Origin of the sequence: Leptospira paudalimensis (genome assembly GCF_026151345.1) — a bacterium.
Classification (GTDB): domain Bacteria; phylum Spirochaetota; class Leptospiria; order Leptospirales; family Leptospiraceae; genus Leptospira_A; species Leptospira_A paudalimensis.
Map to the genome: position 1 here is coordinate 197,448 of NZ_JAMQPR010000002.1, position 22,201 is coordinate 219,648.

18 protein-coding genes are annotated in these 22,201 nt (G+C 36.6%); 13 read left to right on the top strand and 5 right to left on the bottom strand.

Annotated features, from left to right (window positions below; translation table 11 throughout):
• Nucleotides 1-86: 86 nt before the first annotated feature.
• Genes ND855_RS17970 through ND855_RS18020 form a run of 11 tightly spaced genes read left to right on the top strand, consistent with a single transcriptional unit; the run spans nucleotide 87 to nucleotide 13,799 of the window.
• Nucleotides 87-947, top strand: a complete 861-nt coding sequence (locus ND855_RS17970) for an alpha/beta fold hydrolase (protein ID WP_265359585.1) — start codon at nucleotides 87-89, stop codon at nucleotides 945-947.
• Complete coding sequence (locus ND855_RS17975; protein WP_108961200.1) at nucleotides 944-1,486, top strand: PaaI family thioesterase; 543 nt, start codon at nucleotides 944-946, stop codon at nucleotides 1,484-1,486. The genes ND855_RS17970 and ND855_RS17975 overlap by 4 nt, the downstream gene beginning before the upstream one ends.
• On the top strand, nucleotides 1,483-2,802 hold the full coding sequence (locus ND855_RS17980) for an LIC20035 family adhesin (RefSeq protein ID WP_265359586.1): 1,320 nt from the start codon (nucleotides 1,483-1,485) through the stop codon (nucleotides 2,800-2,802). The genes ND855_RS17975 and ND855_RS17980 overlap by 4 nt, the downstream gene beginning before the upstream one ends.
• Nucleotides 2,793-3,773 (top strand): AAA family ATPase, encoded by a 981-nt coding sequence (locus tag ND855_RS17985; RefSeq protein ID WP_265359587.1) that lies wholly within the window; start codon nucleotides 2,793-2,795, stop codon nucleotides 3,771-3,773. The genes ND855_RS17980 and ND855_RS17985 overlap by 10 nt, the downstream gene beginning before the upstream one ends.
• Before the next feature lies 1 nt (nucleotide 3,774).
• A complete protein-coding gene (locus ND855_RS17990) occupies nucleotides 3,775-4,593 on the top strand; it encodes a DUF58 domain-containing protein (protein ID WP_265359588.1) in 819 nt (272 codons plus the stop codon).
• Nucleotides 4,586-5,428, top strand: coding sequence for an LB_053 family protein (locus ND855_RS17995; protein WP_265359589.1), 843 nt, complete (start codon nucleotides 4,586-4,588; stop codon nucleotides 5,426-5,428). Before ND855_RS17990 ends, ND855_RS17995 begins: the two co-directional genes overlap by 8 nt.
• Nucleotide 5,429: 1 nt before the next feature.
• On the top strand, nucleotides 5,430-6,383 hold the full coding sequence (batA, locus tag ND855_RS18000; protein ID WP_265359590.1) for a VWA domain-containing protein BatA: 954 nt from the start codon (nucleotides 5,430-5,432) through the stop codon (nucleotides 6,381-6,383).
• A gap of 5 nt (nucleotides 6,384-6,388) precedes the next feature.
• A complete protein-coding gene (gene batB / locus ND855_RS18005) occupies nucleotides 6,389-8,032 on the top strand; it encodes a VWA domain-containing protein BatB (RefSeq protein ID WP_265359591.1) in 1,644 nt (547 codons plus the stop codon).
• Nucleotides 8,016-9,581 (top strand): BatD family protein, encoded by a 1,566-nt coding sequence (locus ND855_RS18010; protein ID WP_265359592.1) that lies wholly within the window; start codon nucleotides 8,016-8,018, stop codon nucleotides 9,579-9,581. The genes batB and ND855_RS18010 overlap by 17 nt, the downstream gene beginning before the upstream one ends.
• Nucleotides 9,582-9,584: 3 nt before the next feature.
• On the top strand, nucleotides 9,585-11,417 hold the full coding sequence (gene htpG, locus ND855_RS18015; protein ID WP_265359593.1) for a molecular chaperone HtpG: 1,833 nt from the start codon (nucleotides 9,585-9,587) through the stop codon (nucleotides 11,415-11,417).
• Nucleotides 11,418-11,474: 57 nt separating this feature from the next.
• Complete coding sequence (locus ND855_RS18020) at nucleotides 11,475-13,799, top strand: ATP-binding protein (protein ID WP_265359594.1); 2,325 nt, start codon at nucleotides 11,475-11,477, stop codon at nucleotides 13,797-13,799.
• Here ND855_RS18020 and ND855_RS18025 read toward each other — a convergent pair.
• Nucleotides 13,783-14,589: a hypothetical protein gene (locus ND855_RS18025; RefSeq protein ID WP_265359595.1), complete on the bottom strand. Its 807-nt coding sequence runs from the start codon at nucleotides 14,587-14,589 to the stop codon at nucleotides 13,783-13,785. The genes ND855_RS18020 and ND855_RS18025 overlap by 17 nt on opposite strands.
• 91 nt (nucleotides 14,590-14,680) lie before the next feature.
• On the opposite strand from ND855_RS18025, the gene ND855_RS18030 reads away from it, so the two are divergent.
• Nucleotides 14,681-15,844: an AZOBR_p60025 family cell surface glycopolymer formation protein gene (locus ND855_RS18030; RefSeq protein WP_407658766.1), complete on the top strand. Its 1,164-nt coding sequence runs from the start codon at nucleotides 14,681-14,683 to the stop codon at nucleotides 15,842-15,844.
• Nucleotides 15,841-16,668 carry a 1,4-dihydroxy-6-naphthoate synthase gene (locus tag ND855_RS18035; protein ID WP_265359597.1) on the top strand — a complete coding sequence of 276 codons (828 nt, stop codon included), beginning with the start codon at nucleotides 15,841-15,843 and terminating at the stop codon, nucleotides 16,666-16,668. The genes ND855_RS18030 and ND855_RS18035 overlap by 4 nt, the downstream gene beginning before the upstream one ends.
• Here the strand turns inward: ND855_RS18035 and ND855_RS18040 are convergent.
• The 4 genes from ND855_RS18040 to ND855_RS18055 form a co-directional block, all read right to left on the bottom strand.
• Entirely contained in the window at nucleotides 16,654-19,164 is a 2,511-nt protein-coding gene (locus tag ND855_RS18040; protein WP_265359598.1) for a discoidin domain-containing protein, read from the bottom strand. The genes ND855_RS18035 and ND855_RS18040 overlap by 15 nt on opposite strands.
• Before the next feature lie 51 nt (nucleotides 19,165-19,215).
• Complete coding sequence (locus ND855_RS18045) at nucleotides 19,216-20,139, bottom strand: helix-turn-helix domain-containing protein (protein ID WP_265359599.1); 924 nt, start codon at nucleotides 20,137-20,139, stop codon at nucleotides 19,216-19,218.
• Nucleotides 20,140-20,482: 343 nt separating this feature from the next.
• Nucleotides 20,483-21,304, bottom strand: a complete 822-nt coding sequence (locus ND855_RS18050; RefSeq protein WP_265359600.1) for a ParB/RepB/Spo0J family partition protein — start codon at nucleotides 21,302-21,304, stop codon at nucleotides 20,483-20,485.
• A complete protein-coding gene (locus ND855_RS18055) occupies nucleotides 21,288-22,040 on the bottom strand; it encodes a ParA family protein (protein ID WP_265359601.1) in 753 nt (250 codons plus the stop codon). The genes ND855_RS18050 and ND855_RS18055 overlap by 17 nt, the downstream gene beginning before the upstream one ends.
• Nucleotides 22,041-22,201 lie beyond the last annotated feature (161 nt).

Sequence of the window (22,201 nt, forward strand, 5' to 3'; positions counted from 1 at the left end):
AAATACCATCAGAGCAAAATAAAGAATCAAGTCTAATTCACTAGATAAATGTTTACAATCCGAAGGTGCCGAGAAACCATATAATTATGTTGCCGATTTCAATTCGCACCAAATTTCACTCGATCGAGGGATTAGAGTGGGGGAATCCACAAGGCATTCCTATTTTGTGTTTTCATGGTTGGCTTGATAATGCAAATAGTTTTGCTCCACTTGCCCCTTATTTTCCAGAATATAGATTTATCTCAATTGATTTCCCTGGTCACGGCAAATCAAGCCACAAACCTGAAAACACAGTGTATTACTTCGCAGAATACGCATTAGAAATTGTCTCCATTGTCCAAACATTGGGGTTAGAAGATTTTATATTAATGGCTCATTCGATGGGAGCCGCCATTTCCACGTTAGTTGCAGGAACAAACTTATTAAAAATCAAAAAACTTGTTTTGATTGAAGCTCTTGGCCCACTAACAAATGTTTCGCAATCTGCACCAGATATCATGTCAGAAGCAATCAAACAGATTCTTCATCCGAGAGGGAAAAAAGAAACCTATTTCCCTGACATGGAATCTGCAATCACGATTCGCCTTAGAGCAGGGGATATGACTGAAAATTCTGCTTCAGTCCTAATGGAAAGAGGAATTGAAAAAACTCCACGTGGGTTAAAACCAAGGCGAGATATTCGATTGCATTTTAATTCTTTTTTTCGTTATACGGAAGAACAAGTAGTTTCGTTTTGCGAAAGAATAGAATGTCCAACCCTACTAATACTAGGTGACAAATCTAATTTCCCGATTGCGAATGCCTTCCCAAATAGAAAGTCTGCAATCAAAAACCTATCCGAAGTGATTTTAAGTGGTGGTCATCATTTACATATGGATCACCCGGAAAAAGTTGCGCGCGTTATCCATCAATTTTTAAATGAAGATACTCCAAAGGATACTCAATGAATTCACCTATCGAAAATCCATCCAGACATGGTTACGAAATCCATCATGACACTTGTTTTGGCTGCGGAAAAGAAAACCCACTTGGACTTGTAGCAGATTTCACTTTCCACGACGATACTGGAGAGGTAAATTTCACCTATAATTTCAAAAAACTTTATAATGGTGCACCAGGATTTGTCCATGGAGGTATTTTGTCGACTGTGTTAGACGAGGCAATGGGAGGTTTGTGTTTCCATCTGGGTTACATTGTCATGACTGATACAATGAGTTTCAAATTCCATAAAGCAACTCCCGTTGAAACAGAACTATTAATTCGAGCATGGCCCATTAAAAAGGCCAAACGAAAGGTACTTCTTGAGTGTGAGTTAACGTCTTTGAATGGGGAAATTTTATATGTGAAAGGAGAGGGTGCATTTCATATACTCCCTCCAAGATTTTTCTCAGAAAAATTGACAGGCGGAAAAATAGCGATTGCGAATGAATTATTATCTGTTAATAAATTGAAACGAGCACATCTCTTTGACAGGATAGAAACATGAATCGAAAATTTTATGCATTAATGATCACAACATTGCTAATTCAATGTTCAGGTGCATCAGTAAAAGATGGATCAGGTGACCAGGAATTTGAACTCAAATTAACAAAGGGTAAATGGATCCGCACCGAACGTTTCAAAAATTCAGGTGGAATTCGAGCTGTTGGAGAAGTGAAAGCGGAATGTGGTGGAACAAAATGTACAGAAGACCAAGTTTCTAAATTTGCAGCACCAAAAATTAAATCACTCCCCAAACAAGGATTTTGGGAAGAATACATTCAATTCGAACAACCAGGTTCAACTCCTGAAAATCCAAAGTATAAATCCACACTTGACCAAATCGGCGAATACGTAGACGGCAAAAAAACAGGGATTTGGAAAAAACCTGATCCAGAAAATCCTCAAAAAATCATTGCGGAAACTCCATGGGTGGATGGCAAAAAGGAAGGAATCTCCAAAACTTTTGATAAACAAGGGAATATAACTTCTGAAACGACTTATGTAGATGACAAAAAAAATGGTCCGTACTTCCGCAAAAACAACAAAGGTGAATGGGTCGAAAAAGGATCCTTCAAAGAGAATGAAGAAGATGGAGAGTGGTTGTACTATTTTGTAGGTTCTGATGGCAATGGAATCAAAACAAAAGTTTCCTATTCCAATGGTTTAAAAAACGGATTAGAAATTAATTATTATAAAGATGGTGCCGTTGAATCACAGGGAAATTATTCTGCCGATGTCAGAACTGGCATCTGGAAAATGTTTGGAAACAAAGGGAATATCTTAGCAGAAGGAAATTATTCTAAAAAAGAAAACTCTGAAAATTTAGATATCAAATACGAAAGGACAGGGATTTGGAAAGAATACTATCCTGATGGAAACTTATTTGGTACGGGACCGAGAAAACATACGAGAACCGGTGAGTGGAAGTTTTATTATAAAAACGGACAAGTCGCCTATCATGGAAATATGGCCAATGAAAGTATGTTAGAATCTGCAAAAGTTTACGACCAATCTGGAAAAATTTTGGGCGAAGGAAAAATGTTTTTTTCCCTTGTTAAAATTGACGAGGAACTCCAAGACCTAAAATTAAACTATAAACCTAGCATACCTTATACTTACTTTTATCCATCCGGGAAAAGGAGAATGGTAATACGATCTACTGACGATGCGACTGAATATTCAGAAGATGGTAAAGAATTAGGAAGAGGTCCTGTTGAACCACAAGGTAGAAAAATGGGATGTTGGACAATCGGTGGTAAAACAGAGTATTACATGATAGATAAACCAATGCCAAAGATGACTGCTTCTCAATGCAAATAGACAAAGAACAAATCAAAGAAATCTCCGATCAAATGAAACTCATTCGGTCGGAATTAGCGGAATCAATATCAGGGATGGATGAAGTAATCCAATCCCTATTTGTAGCACTTGTTGCAAATGGACATATTTTATTGGAAGGTATGCCAGGACTTGCAAAAACATTGGTAGCTAAAAACTTAGCATCCATTATCGATGCTAAGTTTTCTCGAGTACAATTCACTCCAGACTTGTTACCAGCAGATTTAATTGGCACAAATATATTCAATCCAAAAACATCTTCATTTGAAATTAGAAAAGGGCCAATCTTCACCAATGTATTATTAGCCGACGAAATCAATCGAGCACCAGCAAAAGTACAATCTGCACTTTTACAATGTATGGAAGAACGACAGGTTTCAATCGCAGACCAAACTTTTGATTTGATCCCTCCATTTTTTGTAATCGCTACCCAAAATCCCATCGACCAAGAAGGAACTTATCCGCTTCCAGAAGCACAATTAGACCGATTTCTTTTTAAAGTGAATGTTGCTTATCCCAGCTTTGAAGATGAAGTTTCAATCCTTCACCAACATGGGAATGTAAATTTCGAAAGAAAATCACTCAAAAAAGTAATGAAACCAAAGGAAATCCAGAGAATTTCAGAGACTTCAAACCATGTTTTTGTAGACCCAAAACTATTCTCATATATCGTTCAATTAACACGAAATACACGACCAGAATCCACATCAGACAAAGACTTAAAAGTATTCCTTTCACATGGCGTAAGCCCAAGAGCAAGTATTGCCTTACTAAAAGTAAGCAGAATCAATGCCTTATTAGAAGGAAGAACGTTTGTTATACCAGAAGACATACAAAGGTATTTTCCTGAAATTGTAAAACATCGACTTCACCTAACAATTGATGCTATCAGTGAGGATGTAAGCACTAGTTCCATTATCAAAAGGATTTTAACAGTTACGGAAGTTCCTTAAAATGCTTGATCCCGAATTAAAAAGGTTACTCCAAGTATTACAATGGGAATCTAAGAAAAAATTCATTTCAAATAGACGTGGACTTATCTTTACGAACGATAAAGGAAGAGGGCTTGATTTTAAAGAAGTAAGAAATTACCAATATGGAGATGACATTCGTTATATCGATTGGAATGTAACATCTAGAACTGGTGAACTTCATACAAAAGAATTTTATGAAGAAAAAGATGCCACAATTCTAATCTTCATTGATTTAAGCCAATCTATGGAAGGAATAAAAGCAAAAACTGCCTTCCAAATTGCGCTATTTTTATCTTTATTTCACATCAAAATTGGGAACAGAATTTTTTTAATCAGTTTTTCGAATCAGACAATTTCGTCCAACAAATGGTTAAAAACAGAAACTGAAGTGCTCACTTATTTCGAAAATCTAAATAAACAGAAACATGGGAACCAAACAAACTATACAGTAGCAAACCAATATGCATTTAAAATCCATCCAAAGTATGCAGTTACCTATTGGATCAGCGATTTTAATCATCTGGCAGAATGGACAAAATCTTTTTCGATTCCAAAAGTATGGGACCAATATGGAATTTGGATTTCGGATCCTATCGATGATTTGAATTTTCCGTTTTGGTTAAAATGGTTCCAACCAATTTCCCAAGAAGGGTACACACTGAAAAGTCGAAGTACAACTTACGATTTAGATAAAACGGCAGCAAAAAATTTATTCGGGAACAAACTGATCAAAATAAACCCGAATTTAAAATTAAACAACCAAATTCTTCCTTTGTTTAAATCACAAAAACATGGCTAAACTAGTTTATATTTTTATCCTCTCTGCTTTTCTTTTTTCGATTTTACCTGCTCCAAAGGAATCAATACCAAAGGGCGAAATATTTGTTGGAGACACCATTCAATATAGTATTGAATGGGAAAGTAATGTAACTGACGTTAGCCTAGAAGAAGGTAAGTTTTACGAAGAGCATACTTTACCAACGTTTGAAATCCAAACTGTCAAAAATGACAAAAACAAAATCACTGCTTCCATTATTTTTTTTGTGCCTGGAGACTACATTCTTCCTGTAAAATGGAAGGAAGATGGTGTAGAGACAAATTCAAAATTAAAAATTTCAGTTCTTAGCAACTTAACAGGTAGTGAAACTGAAATTGAAGACATAGAACCACCACTTCAATTTTCAGGTCCATATGTGTTCAGACTCATTGGTCTAATCGCGTTTACAATTTTGAATTTATATTTATTATATGCTTTGTATTTATATTGGAAATCAAGGCCAAAGGTCATTGATGCACTCTGGGAAAAACCCCCAAAACTATTAGAATCTGCCAAAAGATTACATCTCTTGGAACAATACCTGAATTCAGAAACTATCAATGAAAAAGAACTTACATTTCGAATTAGTAATTACCTAAAAGAAGTATACTCGGAAAAATTTGAAGAGAACCTATTAGGCACTACTGACTCTGAATTTTTAGCAATTTTACATGATAAAACACATATACCTGACTCTTCTATTCGCGACTTACGGCTCTATTTTCGAGATCTAAAATACAATCAAAATACAAATTCGATTTCGAAAGAGGACGCTACAATCATTTGGAATCGTATCAAGAAGGATTTTCTTTTATAATATGGATTATTTCCAAAGACCATACTTATTATTTCTATTGGTCCCAATTATAATTGTATTAATTTATCAATGGAAAACAAATCCATACGGTCCTATTTTTTTTGTTCAATCCGACCGATTCAAAGAGCATAAACTACCAATTTGGATAAGGTTCAAAAAACAATTTTACATTTTTAATGAGATATTCATTTATCTTGCGATGTTCTCTTTGGTATTTGCTTCTGCAGGTCCAGGCGCAAAATACAACCTAATGCCTGATAACACCAAGGGTGTTGATATTATGATTGCACTTGATATCTCCGGTTCGATGGTAAATTCTTATGATTTTTTGCCAAAAAATCGACTCTCTGTATCAAAAGATTTGTTAAGAGCATTCATTCAAAAAAGAATTTATGATCGAATTGGGATTGTTGTATTTGCTGGAGCAGCTTACCTACAGTCTCCTCTTTCAAGTGACCGAACCGCCTTGGATGAGTTAATTAAAGAAACATCGAATGAAGATATAGAAGAACAAGGAACAGCGATTGGAGATGCACTCGTTTTATCAACTTATCGATTAAAAAATTCCGAAGCTAAATCGAAAGTGATCATCTTACTAACAGACGGAGTCTCAAATACTGGGAAACTAGACCCTGAAACGGCAGCATATACTTCTAAAACTTTAGGAATCAAAGTGTATTGCATCGGTATTGGCAAAGAAGAAGGCCAATACGAAGTGAATTATGAATCATTACAAAAAATTTCATCCGATACCAGTGGAAAATTCTTTAGAGCAGAATCTCCTGAGGTGTTGGGGGAAGTATTGAATGAAATTGATAGGTTAGAAGTAGTAGAATTACCTTCAAAACCGCTTGAAATCCAAGAAACAAAATTCCCTTCCTATGTATTTTTTGTCTTTTTGTTTCTTTTCTTTAATTTAATTTTTAAAATTTATCCTTTAAAAGAGAAACTCTAATGGAAATGAAAACTGTCATTTTATTTGGATCTTTCACCATTCTCTTGGGAATTCTCGTAGCAAGCATCAAAGTCTTTATCAATTTTAAGGCTACACAATTCATAAAAAAACATTCGGAACTTCAACCAAGGCTCACCAATTCTAAACAGTTATTATTATTCTTACGTTATTTATTTCTTTTGTCTGCACTCATTTTGTGTTTATTGTCTCTATACAAAGTTAAATCCATTGATGTCGAATCTACAAAAGAATTTGAATCTACGGACATCTTATTTGTCGTTGATGTAAGTTTATCAATGAATGCAATTGATGTAAAACCAAATCGTCTCAAACGTTTTCAAGATCTAATATTAAGAACACTACCAGAATTAAAAGGAAATCGAATTGGTATAATCGTATTTGCAGGACAATCCTTTTCATTTTGCCCGATGACCACAGACTTATCAGCAGTCTCAGATTACATACAATCGTTAGGCGTAGAGATGGTTGGGACAAAAGGAACAAATCTAGGAGTTGCTCTAGATAGAGTTGGGAAGGTACTTAAAAAAAATCAAGGACTTCGATCATCAATCACGGTCATTGTTACTGACGGAGAGGACCATGAAAAACAATCTTTACCCGATTTAGAAAATGAAGTAATGGTTTGGGGGATTGGAACAGAGGAAGGTGGCCCGATTGAATTTAGGGACCCAGGCACTGGGAAAGGTGGATTTGTTACGTATGACTCCAATTTGGTGGACTCACCTTATGGAGACAATGTGATTGTTTCTAAATTAAATAAAGAGTTTTTAGAATCAATCGCAGAAAAATATAATGGAGAATATTCCAACGTGTCCTTTTATCCAGATGGGAGTTTCCAACTCATCGACAAAGTGAAAATGATGAAAAAAAACAAAATCCAACGATTGGAAAAATTTAAGAATGAAGATGGAGCACATCCATACTTATTACTCTCCTTATTATTTATATTAGCTGAAAGAATTTTCGCCATTGGAATTCAGAAAAAATCCCCACTCAAAATCATTTCTCTCTTATTCTTCGTCCTTCTTTTCCAAAATCAATTAGAAGCATGGGAGTTAGATCCAGGTGGGAACGCAGTGGAAAGGGGAATTAAATCTTACCAAAACCAAAATTTTAGTGAAAGCGAAAAAGAATTTTCTAACGCAAAAGAATACTTCCATGATGATCCAAGATTGTTATACAATGAATCAGCAAGTGCTTACCAATTAGGAAAATACAAAGAAGCAAAAGAGCTTTCTGAAAAGATTCTTTTCCATCCTAAAGCAAATGCAAATCTCAAATCAAAAGCAAATCTAACATTGGGAAATATCTATAGTAAATTGGGCCAAAAAGAAAATGCCCTGAATTCCTACGTGGAAAGTTTAAAACATAATCCAAATCAAATTGCAGCAAAAAAAAACATAGAACACTTAACAAAAAAGAACCAATCCAGTCAAAACCAATCGGAAAACCAAAAACAAGGGAATGGAGAAAACTCGAATCGCTCTGAATCAAAACCACAAAACGACAAAACAAATCCTTCCAAGCAGAATCAATCCGATATTGATAGGATGTTTGAGCCTTTCTCCAATGACTCCATTTTAAAAAATAAACGGGGAGGACCAATTGATAATGAGAAATTTTGGTAAATTGATTCCATATGTATTTTATTTTCTCTTTGCCTCTATTACAAACTTATACTCTGCGGAAGTGGAATTTTTTTTTCATCCCAACGAATTTTCTTTAGGAGAATTTGCAAAATTAGAAGTAAAAGCATATGGAGATAAACCTTTTCGAACCTTACAAACAAACGTTAAACGGAATGGCGTCAGAATACGATATGTAGGGAGTGGAACGGAAACTCAAATTGTAAATTTTAAAGTATCCAAATCGCAAATCATCAATTTTTACGTCGACACAGAACAAGAAGGAAACTTCCAATTGCCCGAAATAACAGTTGAGTACGCAGGCAAACAGTATTCTTCACCTCCTTTTGACTTCAAAGTCAGTAAAAAAACAAAAAATCCTCCAAATAGTTTTTTTAAGTCTTTCCCTTTTGATTTAGATGAACCAACGAGCGAAGAGAATCCCGAAGTATCCTTCCATACGAATAAGTCAGTATTTTACAAAGGTGAACCTATAGTTGGTTACTTTGTTTTGTACTATGATCAATATAGGCAACCTTTCCTGGAGAGAGATCCAAACCAATCCATCTCATTTCCATTTTTTCTTTCAGAAACACTGAGGCAAGTGACAGTTCAAATCGAACCAGAAGTAGTAAGGAATAATTTACCTAAAAAAACTTTGGTGTTTGCAAAAGAAATTTATGGATTAACAGCACTTAGATCAGGGAGTTTCCTGCTAGGAAAAACTAAATTCATAACAGGTGATAGTTTACGTTTCAACTCACTCCAACAAACAATTGACACAAAACCTGCCAAGGTCATTGTTTTAGACCTACCAAAAAATTCACCTCCGGATTTTAGTGGCGCGATTGGAAACTTCAAAATGTACATTCTGAATTCACCAAAACAAGTGTACGTCGGTGAAACTGCATACATAGAGATCATGATAGAAGGAGAAGGCGGTTTTGAAGGCATTACACCTATGGTCTTTTCTAACTCAAAGATACAATGTATCAACCTTTCAAAGATAAAAAATTTCCAACAACTAGACTCGGGAGAATACGGTTTCCATTCAAAAGTAAAATTTCTCTACGCTTATCAAATTGAAAAAATTTCGAATGAAAAAGTGGAACCTATCAAATTTAGTTTTTTCTCCCTTGCCGAAAAAAAATACAAAACAATCTCGATCAATTTCCCGGAATTCAAAATTTTACCGAAGCGAAAAATGGCAGAAGTAACTCCTCCAAAAAAAGAAAAAATGCAATTAGAATTACCTTTCTTCTCTTTAGTTTTACTTGCAGTTTTAGGAATCTTTGGTTACGTAGCACTTAAAAAGTATAAACTAATTGTGGAGACCAATTCTTTTGTTCGTATGGTTGAAAGTTTTGGCAGGAAACGAGATTTTTTCTTAACAGAACATTTAGAGAATCGGGGAGTGCCAAAATACGAATCCATATGGCTCACCGAATTGATCAGTAATCAAACTGATCCCTCCCATTTATACAAACAATTATCAAAAAAAGATCAAATAATGGCATTACGCATTGCCAATACATTAAAACCAAAGGAGTAACATATGTCAGCTGAAGAAAAAGGTAAAATCAGTGTCGAAACAGAAAACATTTTCCCAATCATTAAAAAATGGCTCTATTCCGAAAAGGATATTTTCCTAAGGGAACTAGTTTCCAACGCAAGTGATGCAATCACCAAACTAAAAAAAGTCGCATTGACTGAAGAATTTGAAGGTGGAAGTGATTACCGCATCGACCTAAATTTTGATGTCGATAAACGAATTTTAACCATCGAAGACAATGGAATTGGTATGACCGTCGATGAAGTAAAAAAATACATCAATCAAATTGCTTTTTCTGGTGCAACAGACTTCGCCAAACAATACCAAAACGCCGAAAATAAAGCAGAAATCATCGGCCATTTCGGTCTGGGTTTTTATTCAAGTTTTATGGTATCAAAACAAGTAACCATTGAGACAAAATCATACAAATCCGGACAAGCGGCGGTTATGTGGTCTAGCGAATCAGGCACAGACTTCTCAATTACACCCGTTGAAAAAGACACAAGAGGTACAAAAATTTCTTTGTACTTGGACAGTGAATCAGGTGAATACCTTGATAAGTGGAAATTAAAGGAACTAATCAAAAAATACTGTGATTTTCTGCCCGTTTCAATCTTTGTCCAAGGCGAAAAGGCAAATAGAGAAAAACCACTTTGGTCCGAGGAACCTTCTAAATTGTCTCCAGAGGATTATAAAGATTTTTATTCTTACCTGTTTCCCTTTTCAGGAGAATCTTTATTCCACATCCACCTCAACGTGGATTACCCATTTCGCTTACAAGGAATCTTATACTTTCCAAAACTCACCCATGAATTAGAAGCTTCAAAAAACGGAATCAAACTTTTTTGCAATCATGTATTTGTAAGCGATAATGCAAGTGAGTTGATCCCCCAATTTTTGACCATTCTCAAAGGGACAATTGACATTCCTGACTTACCATTGAATGTCTCACGTTCCTATTTACAAAACGATCCCCTCGTTAAAAAAATCTCAAACCATATCATTAAAAAAGTAGCAGACCGACTCATTGATGATTTTAAAAAGAATCGTGTAAAGTATGAAGAGAACTGGAACGATATCTCTATCTTTGTGAAATATGGTGTGTTAACAGATGAAAAATTTTATGATTCAATGAAGGATCATATCATCTTTAAAAATTCCGAAAATGGGTTTTCAACAGTTTCTGAATATTGGGAAAAGAACAAAGAAAAGAACCAAAACAAAATCTTTTATGCAAATGAAACAGAAATGGGTTCTGTTTATATGGAACTCCTCAAATCACAAGGTCTGGAAGCCCTCCTAGTTGATTCGAAAATTGATTCTCACCTCATCCAACACTTAGAGGGCAAAAATCCTGATTGGAAATTCCAAAGAGTGGATTCAGAAATTGCAGATCAAGTATTAGATAAAGAATCAAATACAGAAATTGTAAACGAATCCAATGAAACTGAATCCAATCGAATCACAAAACTATTCGAAGTTGCATTGCCGAAGGAGGGGGTTCAAGTCAAAGTAGAAGCACTAAAATCAGTAGATGTCCCAGGGGTTATTTTACTACCTGAATTTATGCGCAGAATGACGGAAATGAATTCTATGTTTAACAAAGAGGACACTAAATCAATGCTTAAGTCTCACACTTTGATGGTTAACTCAAAATCACCTCTCGTAAAATCCGCCTTACAGGCGTTTGAGGGAGTTAACCCAGAGAAAGGTAAAAAATTGGCGCGTGTCATTTACGATTTATCTTTACTGTCTGCCAAAGTAATGGACGAAAAAGAAGTCTCAGAGTATACAAAAAGGACAACAGAATTTCTTCAGGAGATTTTTTCGACTTAGGGTAAATTCCACTCATAAAGATTTGGCAACGATTCCTATCAATGGAATTGTTGCCAAGTGATCCAAATTTGTATTACAAGTCGACTCAGCTCCTTACCCATCGTGGTTGCCTACAAAAAAGGTTACTTCGAAGAATTTGGAGTCAAAGTTACACTTCACCTCAATACTCACCACAAAGCAATTTTACCTTTATTGGACGCGGGACGAGTGGAAGCAGGGGAAGTACCAACCATTGCATACTTACAAGACAGCTTTTTAAAAAAATCAAAACTCAAAAGAATCTATAGAGGAATTTATCTATACCATTCACCTCTATCTTTTTATTCAAGATTTCAATTCAAACCAGAAGACTTAACTAGAAACAAAGCCTATATCCTTCCTGTTCCCCATATCAATTCCATCGAAAGATTATTTGCAGAAAAATTCCTAGAAGAATATGCACCTAAAAATCCGGTAAAGGTGCGTTATATTGACACACCAGGATTTTTAGAAGAAAAAGAATTCTTAAAACCAAACTGCTTAGGGCTTGTATCTGATCCATTTTCAAGTCCTTTCCTCCGAAACTTCCAAGACTTTGCCAATAACTTAGAACTTCCTATATTGAAAAAGGACACGATTTATCCTTCCACCTTACTCGCATTTAGTGGTGATGCCATATTAAAAACTGGAAGAGAAGTATCAGGAGTATTGTTGGCTGTTAAAAAAGCCATCGATTTCCTTCAAAATGCAAACAAAGAATATCATGGTAATTTATGGGAAGACCTACAGCTTTCTCATTTTTACCCACACTTAAGAGTAGGAGAAACAAAAAACCTACTCACCGAACATCCGTTAATCCAAAAAGGAGTTTTTTCTTACCACGGCGATGAAACAACTCTTTTCCCATTACTAAAAGATGTTTATTTTCGCTTAATTCGAAGGGTCATCCAGCCAGAAGCAGTACAAGCTGCTCTAAACTTTGAAGAAATTTTATCAGCACTGGAACCTAAAAAAGTTTTCGATGTCAGAAAATTATCTAGCTTCCAAGAACCTACTAATGTGAAATTACATGCACCATCACAAATCAATTACCGAAAATTAAATGCAGTAAGGCACTTAATTGTCGATGTCAATTCATTAGTTTTGGATATGCTACAAGGAAATTACAGCTCACGTCTCAATACCGACGAAACACTTCAACTGGACAACAGAGTCAAAGTACTCGTTAACTCAATGTTAGATTCTTTTAACGCCAAAATCGAGTTACAAAGAGAAGAAATCACCGAATTAGAAAATTTAATATCGATTTTGGAAATAAAATTAGATAGATCCGCTGTTGACTTACAATACTCGGAAGAAAAATACCGTTACCTATTTGAATTTTCAAGAGAAGCGATTGCTTTAGTTGATGCTGATACAGGGAGTATCCTTGAAGCGAATAATCAATTCCGATCATTAACTGGATATACCAGAGGTGATATCACCAAAATGAATATCGAAGATATCATTATTGGAAACCAAGTATCCAACCAATTACGATTTGGATCCGATTTATCCTCTGATACTATGTTATCACTTCCAGATGTTGAAATTTTAGTAAAAGATGGCTCCAAACTGGAAGTAGATATCAGTTTTACTTCCATACTATTATCTCCAAAAAAGAGATACCAAGTTCAATTCCGGCCAAACTCCGAACGAAAAGAACAAGAAAGACTCCAACATGAATTTATCTCAAATGTAAGCCACGAGTTACGTAGTCCGATGACGAATATTCGCGGATACTTGGAATTTTTTAAATCAGATTCATCTTTACCATTCAACAAAGAACATATCAATATGTTGGAAGTTATCGATAAAAACGCAAAAAGACTTAGTTTTCTAATCGAAAACCTACTAAAATTAACAACTTCGCGAGAAAAAGATAAAGAAGCTGAAGTGATAGAAATTTTTGATCCAGTTCCTGTGATTGAAGATGTCATTCATATGAATTCACATCTTGCAAAAGGAAAACCAATTGAATGGGAACTTTCTTTGAAAAAAGGTCTTTTGATTCGTGGAATCAAATTCGAATTTTCGCAAATCATAACAAACTTATATGTCAATGCGCTAAAATACACTTTCAAAGGGAAAATTGGAATCTCGTTACGCGACGCCAACGGGAAAGTGGAAATTATAGTAGAAGACACTGGAATTGGAATTGATCCCAACTACAAAAATCAAATCTTCGATCGATTTTTCCGAATCCCATCTACTGATAATAAAAAAATTGGTGGAACAGGTCTTGGACTTTCCATTGTTAAATCACTAGTAGAAAAGATGTCTGGAGAAATATTCGTTGAAAGCACAATGGGTGAGGGAAGTAAATTCACCATTCACTTCCCAATCATCAATGGGAACGTTTAACCACCTTCTTCTTTTTAAGTGCAGCTTTTTTCTTTGGCGGAATTTTTGTTTTTTGTTTTTCCGAAACAACGGGTTTGGAATTTAAATTAGAAGGGATGTTCTGTAACTCCAAATTCATTTTAGACAAAAGAACCGACAATTCCATCATTTCCCTTGTGCCCAAAAGTTGCATCATTGCCAATGCCTGGTTCATACCCAATTTTTTAAAGATTTCCAAAACATTCGAAACTCCAAAAAACTTGAGAAGGATCGGCAATTCTTCTAATCCTCTTTGTTTGATCCATTTTTTACAATCTGCCACAGAGAGTTCATTCACCAATTGTATGATTGGTTGTAGCTGAATTTTATCAACTAACCATAAAAAATCTCGCATAGGAATTTCTTTCAGCAAAGAGATCGACTTTTGAATTCCGAGTGATTTTAAAACTTCAACACTTGCTTCGGGACCTAATGTTTTTGCCAATAGTCCCACATCATGTGGAGGGATACTTTTAGATACAATGGCAAGATCTGCAATCGATAACGAATGAATGAAATAAACCAAATCATCATCATCATTTTCACGAATCATCTCCACCAAAATTTTTTCAGGGATTTGATTCACTAACTCAACGACTGTTTCTTCACTCAATTTTTGAGTTAGAACAATGAGTCGTTCTTTTGGTACTTTTCCAGTAAGGGAAAGAAGTTTTTCGTATCCCAAATTTTTCAGTATTTGAAAGGACTTTTTTGGACCCAATTTTTCCAAATACTGATACACCGTTTGTATGGTAACGAGAACTTCTTTCATTTGCCCCAACTTTGGATACAAACTGTCAGAATCTTGTTAAAATTCCAGAGAAATTCCTTTCAAAATCTATTAATTTTTACAAAATGGGAGTGTGAAACCGCGGCAACTCTGGATTATCATGTTTTTTTTCATTTTGGGAGTAGTGGGGATCATTCAATTTAAAATATCTCCCTACAACCATTCACTGTCTGCATTAATTGGGCTTTGGGAAGGATTTTATGAAATCAATCCAAACTTAGTCGATCCAAATTTTGTCGTATATAAATCAGGCGGATATGATGGACAATTTTTTTACTTACTCGCAAAAGATTTGTTTAACGATTCAGATTGGAACTTAATTGTAGATAGTTATTATTTCCGTTACCATAGAATCGGATTATCTCTCATTTCTGGATATGTTTCTCATTTATTAGGTAGCGAACATTATCCGATCATTACCCTTGCGATTTTATTTTCGACATTTTTATTTTCTGTTTATTGTTTATACCAATTACTTCCCGAAAAATCAAAATGGCTAGTTTTGTTTTATATCCTCTCTCCCTATTCCCTAAATTCCAATTTATTATTAGTTGCTGATTCTTTTTTTGTGAGTTTAGCAATCATTAGTTATTATTTTTATACAAAAAATAACTTAGCTCTTTCGTTTCTATTTTTCCTGATCACAGTCTTCACAAGAGAGCTGGGGGTTTTATTTTTAGCTCCGATTGTATTGGGAGCCATGTACCATAAACGATGGAAAGAAGTAATTCTGTTTTCCTTACCAGGTATTTTGTTTTTGGGTTTTTTATATTTCGGATGGAAAAACTCCCCAAATCATTTAGGGACAAACCCACTTGGTTTCAAAGATATGACTGATGTTCCTTTATTTGGATTTGTAAAAAGTTTTTTTGACCATAACCAATTTCAATTCAAACTAAAGGAATTCCCCAAACTACTTTTCCTAGTTTCGTTTTTAAGTATGATTATGATATCGATTTCATCTATCAGAAACTCATTTCAAAAGGATCTAAACTTACTTGTTCCTATCCTTGGAAGCTTATTTGTCATAACCATTGCAGAAGAGGGGTACTGGAGGTCTTTTGATAATCTAAGCAGAATGTTTACACTCATTTTACCTTTCAGTCTACTTCTAGAAGGAGTAAATAAAAAACTAAGTTTTAAAATCTTTCTTAGCACCTCTCTTACTTTGTTTTTCTTTTTACTAATTCGAATTTTTTTCATCACACCAACAAAGGAATATTTTTTAGCATTATGATTTCACTTGCTTATTCACCTTGCCCAAATGACACTTTTCTCTTTTATCACCTGATTCGTAACACAGGTTATCCAGTCAAAGAAGAACTTTACGATGTTGAAAACTTAAATGAATTTGCATTTGAAGGTAAATTCCCGGTAACCAAACTTTCGTTTGCTGCTTTTTTCCACATCATTGATAAATACATATTATTGGAAACAGGTTCTGCTTTAGGACGTGGTTGTGGCCCACTTCTCGTCAGAAAAAAAAATACAAACACCAACTTAGAAAATTGCAAATCTCTGTATATCCCAGGACAATTGACTACCGCCAATTTGTTGTTATCCCTTTATACAAATGGCACACATAAACCAACCGCACTTCGTTATGATGAAATCATTCCAAAACTTTTAACGGAAGAAAATACTTTAGGAGTGATCATTCACGAAGAAAGGTTTACATACGAAGAAAGAGGACTAGAAAAGGTGGTTGATCTTGGAGAATGGTGGGAATCATCTACAGGATACCCAATTCCTCTAGGTGCTATTGCCATCAGAAGGGACATCCCAAGAGAAGAAGCACTCAAATTCCAATCGGAACTTCAAAAAAGCCTAAGAGATGCTTACCAAGAACCAAAAGAAATGATGGATTACATCAAGGAAAACTCTCAGAATAAAGAAGATTCCGTGATCAAGGCTCATATCAATTTATATGTAAACGAATTTACAAAATCACTGGGAAAAGAAGGACACGATGCTGTAACTTATCTTTTCCAAAGGGCGATTGAGGCAGGATTTATCAATAAACCTACCTCAAATCTATCGCTGTTTTTAGGAGAAAGTTAAGAGGCAAAGGATATGACCTTTATCTCGTTTACATGCTTCCATTGCCTTTGCTACCAACATACCTGGTTTTAATTTGGAAGGATCCGCTTTGATCGCATGACCAGAAGTGAGTCCCGAAACCAAAAGATCTCCAGGGTAAATGGGCACTTGTGTTGCATCCACATGAAGTTTTGCCATTCCAAGTAATGCCACTAACACGTATTCTACGCCTTTTTCTTTTTTACCAAAAACAACATTAGCATTTGCAACCGCGACACCAATCACATTGGTAGAGTAGGGGTGTTTGCTCCTTCCGAGTACTCCCGTTTCCTCGGTTGCCACAAGTAAATCACCGGAAGTGATTACATCCTTCCCATCGAGTCTAAAATAACGAGCAATACATTCTTCGCCACCGTCCTTCGTTATGCGAAGGTTCCCTTCAAAAACCGATTCTCCATTAGCATAAATTGCTTTCCCGGAACCAATCAATTCATATTCAGGAATTCCTTTCCCATCAACAACAATGGCAAACTCAGACTGTGAAACAAACCGACCACCGGGTGACGTTGTGCCGGCACCTAAAATTCCAGCTGACCGAGTAGTTTCTTTCCCTTTGGATATCCCGTAAACTCCGATAGAATCTCCAAAGCCAACAACACCCGAACCAGAAGAAACTCCCACAAGCCCTGTACCATTCTTCGTATTTTTTCCGTAAATGATCGCATCACTTGATTGTGGTGGAACAAATCCTTTGGAGATAGATTCAGCTTCACCTGTAATCTTTAATAATCCAGTATGTGAGTTAATATCATGTTCTTTTTCAGCGTATGGATGTGTATGTGGTTTTGGTTCTCTTTTATCTGACAATCTTGGATCATCTGACAAAACAACCTTTCCAGGTACTGCTTCCCCATGATTGGCCAACACAACTATACCTGCATCGTCAAACCCTGCTTTGGCGAGACGTTTATCGTTTCCTTGGACAACAACACCAGCTTTATTTTCACCTGAATGTGCAAGTTGGACAATTCCATGTGCTTCCGTATTGGCAAGTTTTAGACGTTTATCATTTCCTTGGACAACGGTATTTGATTCCTCTCCACCATTCGGCGCTAACTGTACAATCCCTTTTGCAGTAGTTGTAGCATCCTTTAATCTAGGGTCATCTCCTGTAACCACTTTATCAATCGCAGTTTCACCAGCTTCTGCTAGTTGAACAAGTCCTACCGATTTTTTTGTCGCAATTTTTAATCGAGAATCATTACCTTGGACGGCAACACCTGGGCGTGTTTCGCCATCTAATGCAAGTTCTACGATTCCGGGGTGATCTGTAGAAGCATTTCGTAACCTCTCATCATCCGATTGAACGACAAGACCCGGCCTTGCTTCACCACTCCTTGCAAGTCTCACGAGACCATGAGTGAGTTCGGAGGCGATTTTTAGGCGTTTATCATTCCCTTGGACAACAACACCTGGTTTTTCTTCCCCGTCAGATGCAAGTTCCACAATCCCACGGTATTCGGTTGTTGCGTCTCTTAACCTTCGATCATTAGATTGGACGACAACACCTTCTTTTACTTCACCATCAACTGCGAGCCGAATGATTCCTGATCTTAAAACAGAAGCATAGGGAAGTGGTTCTCTGGTTGGACCACCTGATTCCTTTTTATCTGCACTGGAATACAATTCGATTTCTATGACTTCGGTGGTGTATTCTTTTTTGTTAGCTTGTTTTTCATCGATAAAAACAATTTTTAAAAATCGTAAATTGACTGGTGGAAAACGCCACTTGTACCAAGTTCCTGGCTCTGATAAAAAATAATTTTCTTCATGTAACTGATGCCAAGTTAGATCATCTTCACTGTAATAAACAATGAACCTTTCAGGGAAATTGGTGATGGCATCGTTTTTCGTTAACATCCGAAATTCTTCAATCCGGTTGACTGATCCCATATCCAAAATCACATATTCATCAGCAGGTTCTTCCTTTTTCTTAGAAGACCATCCATAATCAGGCCTTGTATCGAATAAATTTTCTTTCACATAGAGTCTATCTAACTCAGAACTAACTTGAATTGACTGAACGCCACTGATTAAGATTTTTAATGGACCAAAACTAATCCGATTTTTCCCGTTACTTGCTTTTCTTGAAATTTTTGAAATAAACTTCACATAACGAGCGCTTGTTAATGAAAATAACCATTTAGCGGAAGTTTTGAATGATTTGCGAAAGGATGACTCTTGTAAGATGGGTTCCCAATACTTACCATCATGGGATAACTCAAAACGGAATGAATCTGGGAAAAAATCCAATCCATCTTTCCCTGGCAATAACTCGATCCCATTAAAAAAAACAACATCGTCAAATTGGAAAATGATCGAGGAGAGAGAGGATTGTTCCTTTTCTTCAAAAAATGACAAAAACTCATTATTTTTGATTTCATACGTTCCCGTTGTGGAAACCGATTGGATGGGCAAAGAGTAGGGGTGGCTTGTGCGAATTAAATGATCTTTCATGCGCTTTTTCAGTTATGATTCCTTCCAAAAAATACCGTTTTTCTATTCAGTCTATCGAATTTCACCGACACGTGAACCTTCTTCTTTTTCTGTAAACACTACGAGAACTACTGGTTTCACCCGTTCTGTAAAATACATTTGGATGATTTGGCGTAAATGACCAAGAATCGGAGAGGAAACGATGATTACGTTTCCATCAGTAGTCACCTGGATTTTTTCCAACTGCCGATAGGATGATTCTGTCAATTCCTTCGAAGCCCATGCCAAAAACCCAGACCAAGAGGCTGGGTGGGGTAGGGAGGGTTCTTTTCCTGAATCATGCCCAGAATTAAGCACTTCCTTTCGATGGGCACTCACCAATTCCCTGCAAAGAGTTTGTACATACGAAACATTCGATTCCATATGAAGGTCCACAGCTTTACGATATGCTTCTAAAGCAATGTCAGGACCAAACAAATCGACAAGTGTTTCAAAGTCTTTTTTCCCTTCTTTTGCATCTCTCTTACTTTCGCTAGGGTCCTTTGCTTCTGGTACATGGTTTGTATTGGATATAGTTATATTAATATGGTTAGGGGATCCAGCTGTAACCCCCTTTGTGGGTAAAATGACTCCCTCAGCGGTCCCTGGCTCGGTCCCTCTGGGGTGTATCGACATATCTCCCAGAGGGGTAATTCTGGAACCCTCATAGTGGAAAGAAAAATGGTATCTTGTGGATGTCCTTCCACTACCTGGAACTTGGTAGAGTAGGCCTGCTTGTGTTAATTCTTTTTTGGCAGTCACGATGGATTTTTTAGTTTTGAATCCTGTTAGGCGCATCAGGGTTTCTGTGTTTGGCCAAACAGGTTTGAAGTTGTAGTCACTGAATTTTAAAAGCACAGGATACAACGTCTTTGCAGCATGGGATAACCCTGCCCAGACACCAGAATCGATGATGTCGGTCATCAGGCGGATATAGGGATGTCGCTGGTCGCTCAAGGAAGCTCCTCCGATTTCTGCAAAAATCAAACTAAATTTAAGCAAATAATTCGAAGGAGTTGACATTATCTGACATAATGTTAATTATGTCTCATCCAACAACATTCCTTCGGGAAACCCCGACCCCCTGGTGTACCAGGGGATTTTTTTTATGTATCGGGTTAGGGCAATAGAATGCCCCCACACCTTCTCACAAGAAAAGGTGTTTGCTCAAACCTTTCAAAAGTTTTATTATGTCACATTATTGTCGGATTCTGGTAACTGTCAAGTTCGTACAGTATTTTTCCCTATTCGGGCCAAAAAATTTTTTCCTAAGTACTTGACTGCTAAGTACTTGTTTGGGTTATGCCGAGTCACCATACTTTTTGGAGAGTTCTTTTCTGATGAATTTATAAATGTCTCCCAGTAAAATTTCGTCTTCGGATTGGATTTGGATCCCGCTACTCGTGCGTCTGATTTTGTAACCAGAAAGAGGGGAGGATTTTTGATTTGTCCCATCACCCGTTTTTACTTGTTTGTTGAAGTCTTTTGCATCTTTTACGGTCTTAAGTGCACCTTTGTGATACAGGGTGAGAAATTCATCCAAACTTCCTTTTTTGGCTGCTTGGGCTGCCTGCACGAGAAGGTTTTTATTGTAAATTTCGTTCTTTTTACATTTCTCCAAATCGGCCTTGGACATGGAAGTAATCGAAAGGACTTCCGTCATGTAACTGCGGCTTTTTCCAAATAGGTCACCTAACTCCTGGTCCGTATATTGGTAGGAATTTTTTAAAAACAGAAGGGCATCCACTTCTTCATAGGGTGATAAGTTTTCTCTCTGCAGGTTTTCGATGACAGCAAGTTTGTAGATTTCTTTATCGGGTCGGTTTAAGATCTTACACTCAATCTCTGCCCATCCCAAGGATTTGGCAGCATGGTATCGTCTCTCTCCAGCAATGATTTTATAACTGCCTTCTTTTTCCCCTTTGGAGACGATGATGGGTTGTAAAAGGCCATCTGCTTTTAGTGTCTGGGCTAATTCTTCGATCCCTTTTTTTCGTTCCTGTCTCGGTTGGTATTCAGAAGGTTGGATTCTGTCCATACGGATTGTACGAATGGTCCCGTCCAAATTTTCAGCCTGGTAAATGTCGGCGAGAGTTCCTAGGCGTTTACTTTTTAAGCTCACTTAAAACCTCCTCGATAAAACCTTCATACTCTTGGGATTGTCTGGATGACCGATTGTAATCGTAGACGGATTTTTTGGCCAAATGGCTTTCGCCAATTGCAACTCCATCAGAAATCGTATGTTCAAAAATCCTGAAGTACTTTGTGAGGACAGGTAAGATCGTCTTCGTTAATAAAGTTTGGGGTTTTAATTGGGTGATGAGGGCGCCTAAAATTTCTAGGTCAGGGTTGATCCTTTTTTTGATCGAGGAAATGGTTTGTTGTAATCCCATGATCCCATCCATCGAAAATTTTTCTGCCTGAAGTGGGATCAGTACATAATTGGCAGCAACCAGACTGTTGACTGTAAAAATCGAAAGGGAGGGTGGGCAGTCAATGATGACAAAGTCAAAATCCTTAAGTCCGGAAAGTGAGTCTCTGAGGATATAAGGTGCTTCTACCGAGTTCACGGAAACAGTTTCCATTTCCGCTAAACGCATGCTAGATGGAGCAACCCACAAATGCTCGTTATATGCTGGGGCAATGATATCCTTCATATTTGCCGAATTTTGGAATAAGTGGGCAAGGTCCTTTTCGACGGTTTCAGGATTTAAAAAAATTCCAGTAGAATTTGCCTGAGGGTCCATATCGATCAGTAAAGTTTTGAGATTTCGGCGAGCCAATCCCATGGCAAGATTCAAAGAAGTAGTTGTTTTACCCTCTCCGCCTTTCTGATTTGCAACTGCAATGGTGATCATCTATCTCTCTTTTTCCTTCCCAATTGGTATGCTTTCCATTCGAAAATTTGGGATCAATTGAATTTTTGAAAGGGAACAAAAAAAGGGATTTTTGTCCATTTCTACCTTCATTGTCGGACATCCGACATACCAAAAATTAGCAAAAACTATCTCTTCTGTTT